Origin of the sequence: Syntrophotalea sp. (genome assembly GCF_050253115.1) — a bacterium.
Taxonomy (GTDB): domain Bacteria; phylum Desulfobacterota; class Desulfuromonadia; order Desulfuromonadales; family Syntrophotaleaceae; genus Syntrophotalea; species Syntrophotalea acetylenica.
Map to the genome: position 1 here is coordinate 1 of NZ_JBFWJQ010000117.1, position 7,802 is coordinate 7,802.

The 7,802-nt window shown below is 60.4% G+C and carries 4 protein-coding genes, 1 pseudogene and 1 riboswitch; all 5 genes and pseudogenes read left to right on the forward strand.

The features are described from left to right. Positions 1 to 193: pseudogene (locus AB7E65_RS10880) on the forward strand (TorF family putative porin); the annotation flags it as partial. 148 nt (positions 194 to 341) lie between these two features. Next, complete coding sequence (locus AB7E65_RS10885; protein ID WP_428745889.1) at positions 342 to 1,451, forward strand: ABC transporter substrate-binding protein; 1,110 nt, start codon at positions 342 to 344, stop codon at positions 1,449 to 1,451. A gap of 111 nt (positions 1,452 to 1,562) precedes the next feature. Beyond that, positions 1,563 to 3,824, forward strand: coding sequence for an ethanolamine ammonia-lyase (locus AB7E65_RS10890; protein WP_428745890.1), 2,262 nt, complete (start codon positions 1,563 to 1,565; stop codon positions 3,822 to 3,824). A 163-nt stretch (positions 3,825 to 3,987) separates the two neighbouring features. Further along, on the forward strand, positions 3,988 to 4,827 hold the full coding sequence (locus AB7E65_RS10895; protein ID WP_072286290.1) for a hypothetical protein: 840 nt from the start codon (positions 3,988 to 3,990) through the stop codon (positions 4,825 to 4,827). A 114-nt stretch (positions 4,828 to 4,941) separates the two neighbouring features. Continuing rightward, positions 4,942 to 5,124, forward strand: a riboswitch (cobalamin riboswitch). Between the two features lie 121 nt (positions 5,125 to 5,245). Continuing rightward, the coding region (locus tag AB7E65_RS10900; protein WP_428745891.1) for a cobyric acid synthase at positions 5,246 to 7,802 on the forward strand (2,557 nt) is incomplete at its 3' end.

The following is a 7,802-nucleotide window of genomic DNA, read 5'->3' on the forward strand; positions in this document are numbered from 1 at the left end:
GCATGCCGACGGCACCGTGGCCGACTATGCCGGCTGGCATAACTACGAGCTGAGCGCCAGCATCGACTATGCCCTGAACGACCAGATGACCATCAGCCCGATCTTCATTTTCTCGTCGCCGATCAGTTCGGCCGCCAAGGACCTCATCGACACCGAGACGGCCGCGGCCCTCAACCTGACCTTCGCTTTCTAGGCAGGCGACAAAGGATCCACAAAACCGGAAACCGGCGGGGGACCAAGTTCCCCGCCGGCACCGTTTGACCGGCTTGTTTCCACTCCGGCCAGGCAGCAACTCAAGGCAACCCACCAACCCCGCACACCAAAACAGCAGGAGGACCACGATGAGAAAGGCATTCTGGAGCGTACCGTTTGTCGGCATCCTGGGCCTGGTCGCCATCGGCCTGGCACTGGCCCCGGGCTGCAGCAAAACCAAAAAGGAGACCTTGCGCATCACCTGCTGGGCCGGCTACGCCAAACCCTATGTGGCCGAGTTCCAGAAACTGGTCAAGGAAAAGCACGGCATCGACGTGGAGGTGCAGATTTCCAACCCCACCGATCAGGACGAATTTTTTCAGGCGGTAAAGGACAACACCGCTGATCTGATCTCACCGCCCATCGAGCTGCCCAAAACCCCGCGTTTCTATTGTTACACCGCGGGCAGTGAATACCTGCAGCCGGTGGATGTCAACAACATCCCCAACCTGAAAAACATGATGGCCGTGTTTCGCGACGACATTACGCCCATAAATGCAGGCAACCGCTACGGCGTCCCCTACAACTGCGGTCCCTATGGACTGGCTTATAACGCGGGCGTCATCGACACCGCGCCGGACACCTGGAACGTTCTGTGGGAACCGCGTTTCGCCGGCAAGTACACCATCAACAACAACTTCCCCAAGGTTAACGTCTGGATCACCGCGCTGGCCCTTGGCTACGGCTATGCGGATATCTTCGACATCGAGCGACTTGACCGTGAAAAGATCCAGCAACAGCTCGATATTCTGGCCCAAAACGCCAAAAGTCTGTGGGACGGCGCCGCCAATCCGGATGAGTTCCCCGAGCTTTCGCTGGCCACCACCTGGGGCTTCGCAGCCCAGCAGGCCAACCTCAAAGGCGGCAACTGGCGGATCGCGGCTCCCAAAGAAGGCGGAACCGCCTGGATCGATGCCTGGTATCTTGGCGCCGGCGCCAAAGGCGTGACCAAAACCCTGGCCGAGGAATGGATCAACTTCATGCTTGACCCGGCCCGGCAGGCCGATGTGGTGAAATCCCAGGGCGTCTCACCCGTCGTGGCCGATACCGGCGACCTCCTCAATGCCGAGGAAAAAGCCATGTTCCACGTCGGCGATGAAAATTACTTCAAAACCGTCGCCCTGTGGCGGGTCATGACCGAGGAAACCGAAAAAGCATTCAACGACATGTGGGAGGAGGCGAAAAAACACCGGAAATAGAAAACCGCAACATCTCCACTTTGGTATGCGTGTAAACGAACCTGATACATGGGACCCCGCCAGCAAGGGCGGGAAAATTCCCGTGGCTCACCCGAGAAACGGAGGTGTCACATGCAACGCAGCAGAAAACTTTTGTACGGCATCACTTTTGGCCTGGCGCTGTGCTTCGTGGCCAGCCTGGCCGGAGCCGTCACCGTCAGCGACGTCAAGCCAGGTGAAGATGTCTTCGCCTACGTGACACGCGTCAAGGGTCAGTTCGATCAGACCCTTTACCAGCAGGTGGTCGGCGCCGCCAACTCCTTCAAGGAAGGGGACGAGGCAATAGGCGTGGCGGCCGATAACGACGTCAGCCGCGAAAACGCCCGAAAACTGCTGGCCAACACCAAGATCAAGGATCTGCTGGCCAAGCCCCTGTTCGTGGACGCCCAGTACGACCTGATCACCGACACCACCGACAAGGCCCAGTACAACAAGGTCAAAAACTGGACCCTTGGCGAACTCAAGAATTTCATCCTGACCAAGTCCGAAAAAGAAATCAAGGGCATCATGTACGGGTTGCACAGCGACATCATCGGCAACGTGGTGAAGCTGATGTCCAACCAGGAACTGACCAAGGTCGGGCAGACGGTCTTCAATCCCCTGCCCGGTTCCAAAATCGGAGCCAAGGGTTATTTCAGCGCCCGCATTCAGCCCAACTCACCGACCGACAACCCCGAAGACATCGTCTGGCAGGTCTTCGATGCCTATTCCTTCGCCGTCGGCGACCTGGTAGTGGGCACCAACCCGGTCGACAGCCAGGAGAGCAGCGTGGAGGCTATCGAACTGGCGCTGCGTGACGTCATGCAGACCTTTGACGTGGACAAATACAACCCCTGGTGCGTTCTGGCGCATATCGACGTGCAGGCCGCGGTGGAAAAAAACAACCCCGGCAGCACCGCCATCTGGTTCCAGAGCCTGGCCGGCGTGGTCGATGCCAACAAGACCTTCGACCTGACTCTGGAAAAAATGATGGATTACGCCAAAATGCGCACCGGCAAGTACGGTCTCTATCATGAAACCGGACAGGGCGCCGACTTCACCAACGGTCATGGCAAGGGGTTCGACATGGTGGTGCATGAATCGCGCAAATATGGCTTTGCGCGCGCCCTCAAGCAGCAGGTGGCCGCCGCCCAGACCACCGGCCAGGGTGCCTGGTGCCATGTCAACGATGTGGCCGGATTCATCGGACCGGAAATTTTCAAAACCCGCGAGCAGCTGGTGCGCTGCTGCCTGGAAGACATCGCCATGGGCAAGCTGCATGGTCTGATCATTGGCCTTGACATCTGTTCGACGCTGCACATGCCCGTCACCCTCAACGATCTCGACTGGTGCCAGGACCAGATCGCACCGGCCAACCCCGGGTACATGATGGCCCTGCCGACCAAGAACGACCCGATGCTCAGCTACCTGACCACCGCCTATCAGGACCATGTCCGCATGCGTGAAAAGTTCGGTTACAAAATCAACGACGACATGTGGAACTTCTTCAAGAAAATCAAAGTCATCGACGCCAACGGCAGGCCCACGGAACATTTTGGCGATCCGATCTGGGTCTACTATCAGTACCGCCTGGCCAAGGGCGACAAGCGCGCCATGAAGGAAATCTACGCCGAAGGCCAAAAAGCCGTCGACCGGGTGCAGGGCCGCGGCGTGCCTCTGGCCATCGGCTACGGCAAGAACATCTGGGACCTCGAACCGGAACTCGACAAGAAAATTCGTGCCCTTTATGACGACGCCAAGGTCAGCCTGTGGGCCGAATTCACGCCCGAGTTCATCGCCTCCATCCCCAATGCCGTAACGGTGCAGACCAAATCGGCCGACCGGGAAGACTATGTGGCGCACCCGAGCACCGGCGAGGAATTCAACGACGCCGCCGTGGCAACCCTCAACAAACTGCGGGCGGCCTGGGGTGGCAAAGCGCCGGACGTACAGGTGATCATTTCCGACGGCCTGAACGCCAAAGCCCTCATGGATGAGAATCACCTCATGCCCTTCCTTGAAGAACTGCAGGCGCAACTGGCCGAAATGGGCTGGACCCTCGCCAAAGAAAACATCGTGGTCACCAGCGGCCGCGTACGCGCCGGTTATCGCGCCGGTGAAATCCTGTACACCGACCCCGGCGCCAAACCGAAGGCCATCATCCACATCATCGGCGAACGCCCGGGCAGCGGGCATCACGCCTATTCAGCCTATCTGACCCGTCTGGCTCCGGCGACCTGGGTGGCAAAAGGCGCCGACCATGACAAAACCAAGGTTATCTCCGGCATCTCCGATACCGGCCTCGAACCGAAAAAAGCTGCGGGACAGGTTGTAAAACTCCTGCAGGAAATGTAGCACCTGCCGGGTCACCGGCGCTGCTGCCGGTGACCTGACAGTTCCTGTTGTTTCGATCAGCAAAGGCGTAACGGTCATCTCTTCGCCGTTACGCCTTTATTCGATTGTGCATGCCGGCCTTCCGGCCTGTGCTGGCAACCCCGAGGTATAAAGACACCATTGCATGGACCCTGACATCCCACCCATACCGCCGCAGGACGAACCGCCCCTTGTGGACCACCGGCGCCCGGGCCTGGTGCGCGAAGTTTTGCATAAAACACAACTTTGGGGTCACGCCCTGGCAATCAGCCCATTTTACCGCTTCGGCGAAGCGGGAAATCTCATGTACACGGTCGGCAAAGGCATCCTGGAAGGGGCGGTGCTTTACACCATGTTCAGCATGGCGCAGACCGAATACCAGGTCGCCGCGATCCTGGGGGTGTTGACCAAATACATCTACCCGGCCATCACCTTCGTCAGCAGCGTCAAGGTTTCCTCCTTCGTCGATCACCTGGAACGTCATGACAACAAGCAATACCAGATGCAAAAGCTCATCGACGGGCTGATGATTATCGGCGTTGGACAGACTCTCGGCGCTTTGATGCTGGTATTGTGTTATCCGCCGTTCTTCAGCGCCTGCTTCGACGGTTGGGGCATCAGCCGCTATCTGCTCATCGCCCTGTATCTGCTGCATCACATCTTCGACGGATCGGCCCAGGTCGCCGAAGGGCGCATCTGGTTCAAACTCATCGAAATCAAGCTGCGCCACGGTAAACTGGCCCGCATATCCGGAAATTTCTGGGGCATTCACGCCATGAGTCAGAACATCCAGCTGATACTCGGCCTGATCCTGCTATGGGGAGCCACTTTAATTACGGGGCTGCATCGCCAGCGTCTCGATGCCGCAATCATGTGGGGCGTCGTTCTGAGCGGCACCCTGCTGACCGGCTTTGCCAAATTCTGCCTGCCCCTGGCCTGGTTTCTGCGCCTGCGTCATCAGCCGCAATCCGACTCCCCCGACTGAGCCATAAGCAAATCCCCCCTTTTGGGGGATGGCCTTTTGCGCGTCTATCGGCTAAAAACAGAACCAGGCGGGAAGGTCAGTGGGGCAACCTTATGACGGCGGCCTTCCCGCTGTACAATTTGACCAGGGACAGGTGCCATGCAAGCCTGACAGGGAAGACGGTGTAAATCCGTCGCGGTCCCGCCGCTGTAACCGGTGACGATGGCCACACAATGCCACTTTTCGCGCGCGAAAGGGAAGGCGTGGCCGGCAGGATGATCCGGAAGCCAGAAGACCTGCATGTCCCGCACAGGTGCTGTCGCGGCCTTCGCGGATTGAGGCCTGACAATTCAGGGCCGTGTGCATGGATTTTTCTGGCGGATAAAAACGGTATCCCCGGAGCTTCTGGCTCCGGGATTTTTGCTTTTGGGGGCAAGGCATGAACGACACGCAAAGCTTTCGGGTCCACCACGCGACCCACCTTCGGCAGCTGGCCATGACTGCCGGAGTGGACCCCGATAAGCTGCTCGACTTTTCGGCCAGCACCAACCCCCTGGGTCCGCCCGAATGGCTGCGGGCGCGTATCAGCGCCAGCATCAGCGCCCTGCCACACTACCCCGAGCCCGGCAACCAGGCGCTGATCGAAGCCGCCTGCCAGCGCTACGGCGTTACCGCCAACCAAATCATCGCCGGCAACGGATCCACCGAACTGATTTACCTGCTCCCCCGTGCCCTCCGGGCGCGGCACGCGCTGATTCCCGTACCGAGCCATCCTGTTTACGCCACCGCTGCGAAAGTCGCGGGGCTGGCGGTGCATCTTATGCCCCTTGCCGCCGAAGACGGTTTCGCCCTGGATTTCGACCGCCTCGAAACCGCCCTGCGGCAATCCGGCGAGGGGCCACGAGTGGTGTTTCTGGGGCAACCGAACAATCCCGCCGGCACCATCTTCGACGCCCTGCGAATACGGTATCTGGCCGGCCGGTTTCCGGCAACCACCTTCGTCGTCGACGAAGCCTTTGGCGATTTTGTGGAGGATTTCGACAGCCTTACCGCCAGCCGGCCCGCCAATGTGGTGGTCATGCTGTCCCTGGCCAGGGTTTTTGCCATCCCCGGCCTGCGTCTCGGACTCGCCGTCGCTTCCCCTTCCATAGTGCAGAAGATCGAAGCGCTGCAACCGCCCTGGTCGGTCAACACCCTTGCCCAGAAAGTCGGCGTCGACGCCCTGCGCGACACCGCATACCTGCAAACATCCCGCACTGCCGTGGCCTCCCTGCGCAGCACCCTGCGCCGGCAGCTCGAACAGATCCCCTACCTCACCGTATATCCGGGTGAAGCGACGTTCCTGCTGATCCGCTGCGATCATCGATCGATGGATGCCCGCGCCCTGGCCTCGCGCCTCATCAAACGGGGTTTGGCTATCCGTGTCTGCGACAACTTCGAGGGGCTCGACGGGCGCTATTTCCGGGTTGCGGTGCGCAACGAAGCGGAAAATCGCCAACTGGTGGGGGCCTTGCGCCAGGAGCTGTTCATGGCGCCGCTGGTCACGGCCCGGCGGCGTACCCCGGCCATCATGTTCCAGGGCACCGGCTCCAGCGTCGGCAAAAGTGTCCTGACCGCCGCCCTGTGCCGCATCATGCTGCAGGACGGCTACCGGGTAGCACCCTTCAAAGCCCAGAACATGGCCATCAATTCCTTCAGCACGCCCGATGGCGGGCAGATGGGGCACACCCAGGCGGTGCAGGCCCAGGCCGCCCGTCTCGATCCGGATGTGCGCATGAATCCGATCCTGCTCAAACCGGACAGCGATCAGGGCAGTCAGGTCGTGTTGTGCGGCAAGCCGGTCGGCACTATGCGGCTGATGGATTTTTTCCGTTACAGGACCGAGGCGTTCGAGCAGGCCAGGGAGTGCTATGATGCGCTGGCCGGCGAATACGATGCCATGCTACTGGAGGGTGCCGGCAGTCCCGCCGAAGTCAATCTCAAGGCGCATGACATCGTCAACATGAAAATGGCCCTGCATGCCAGCGCACCGGTGCTGATGGTCGGTGATATCGACCTCGGCGGCGTATTCGCCTCCTTCGTCGGCTCCATGGAAGTTTTGTCGGAACGCGAGCGGAGCCAGGTAGCCGGTTTTGTCATCAACCGCTTCCGCGGCCGCACCGACCTGCTCAAGGATGCCCTCGACTACACGCTGCGACACACCGGCCGTCCGGTGCTCGGCGTGGTTCCTTACCTGGAAAACCTTGGGCTTTTCGGGGAGGATTCCGTCGGGATCAAAGGCGGCCTGTTCCATGACGGCGAATGCGCCGGGGATAGCGTCGATATCGCCGTGCTCGATCTGCCGCACATTTCCGGTTTCACCGACCTCGAGCCGCTGCGTATCGAACCGGATGTGCGCCTGCGGACGGTGCGACGCGGACAGGACCTGGGCCGGCCCGATGCCATCATCCTGCCGGGGAGCAGAAATGTCATCGGCGACCTCACCTTTTTACGCGCCGTCGGCCTCGACCGGATTCTGCAGCAAAGGGCACAGGAAGGCGGTTGCGAAATTATCGGCCTCTGCGGCGGATATCAGATCCTCGGCCGCTCCATCTGCGACGCCCATGGCCTCGAATCGCCGGGAACCGATCTGATCGGCCTCGACCTGCTGCCCATCGACACGATCCTGCATCCGGAAAAGGCCCTTGTGCGGACCGAAGCACGCCACCGCATTTCGGGCCTGAAGGTTCGCGGTTATGCCATCCATCATGACCAGAACCGCAGCGGCCCGGCACCGCCTGCACTGATCGACAAAAACGGCCAGGCGCTGGGCGCCTGCCGTGGCGACGGCCTGGTGTGGGGCAGTTACCTCCACGGCCTGTTCGATTCGGACGGTTTCCGCCGCTGGTTCATCGATCGGTTGCGCCAACGCAAGGGGCTCAGACCCCTCGGCACCGTACAGGCCTGTTACGACCTGGAACCGGCTTTCGAGCGACTCGCCGACGCGGTAAGGCAGA

What these genes read in the sequence shown, in the direction of transcription:
- AB7E65_RS10895 (WP_072286290.1), top strand. Translation starts at nt 3,988, where the DNA reads ATGGACCCTGACATCCCACCCATACCGCCGCAGGACGAACCGCCCCTT.
- AB7E65_RS10885 (WP_428745889.1), top strand. Translation starts at nt 342, where the DNA reads ATGAGAAAGGCATTCTGGAGCGTACCGTTTGTCGGCATCCTGGGCCTG.
- AB7E65_RS10890 (WP_428745890.1), top strand. Translation starts at nt 1,563, where the DNA reads ATGCAACGCAGCAGAAAACTTTTGTACGGCATCACTTTTGGCCTGGCG.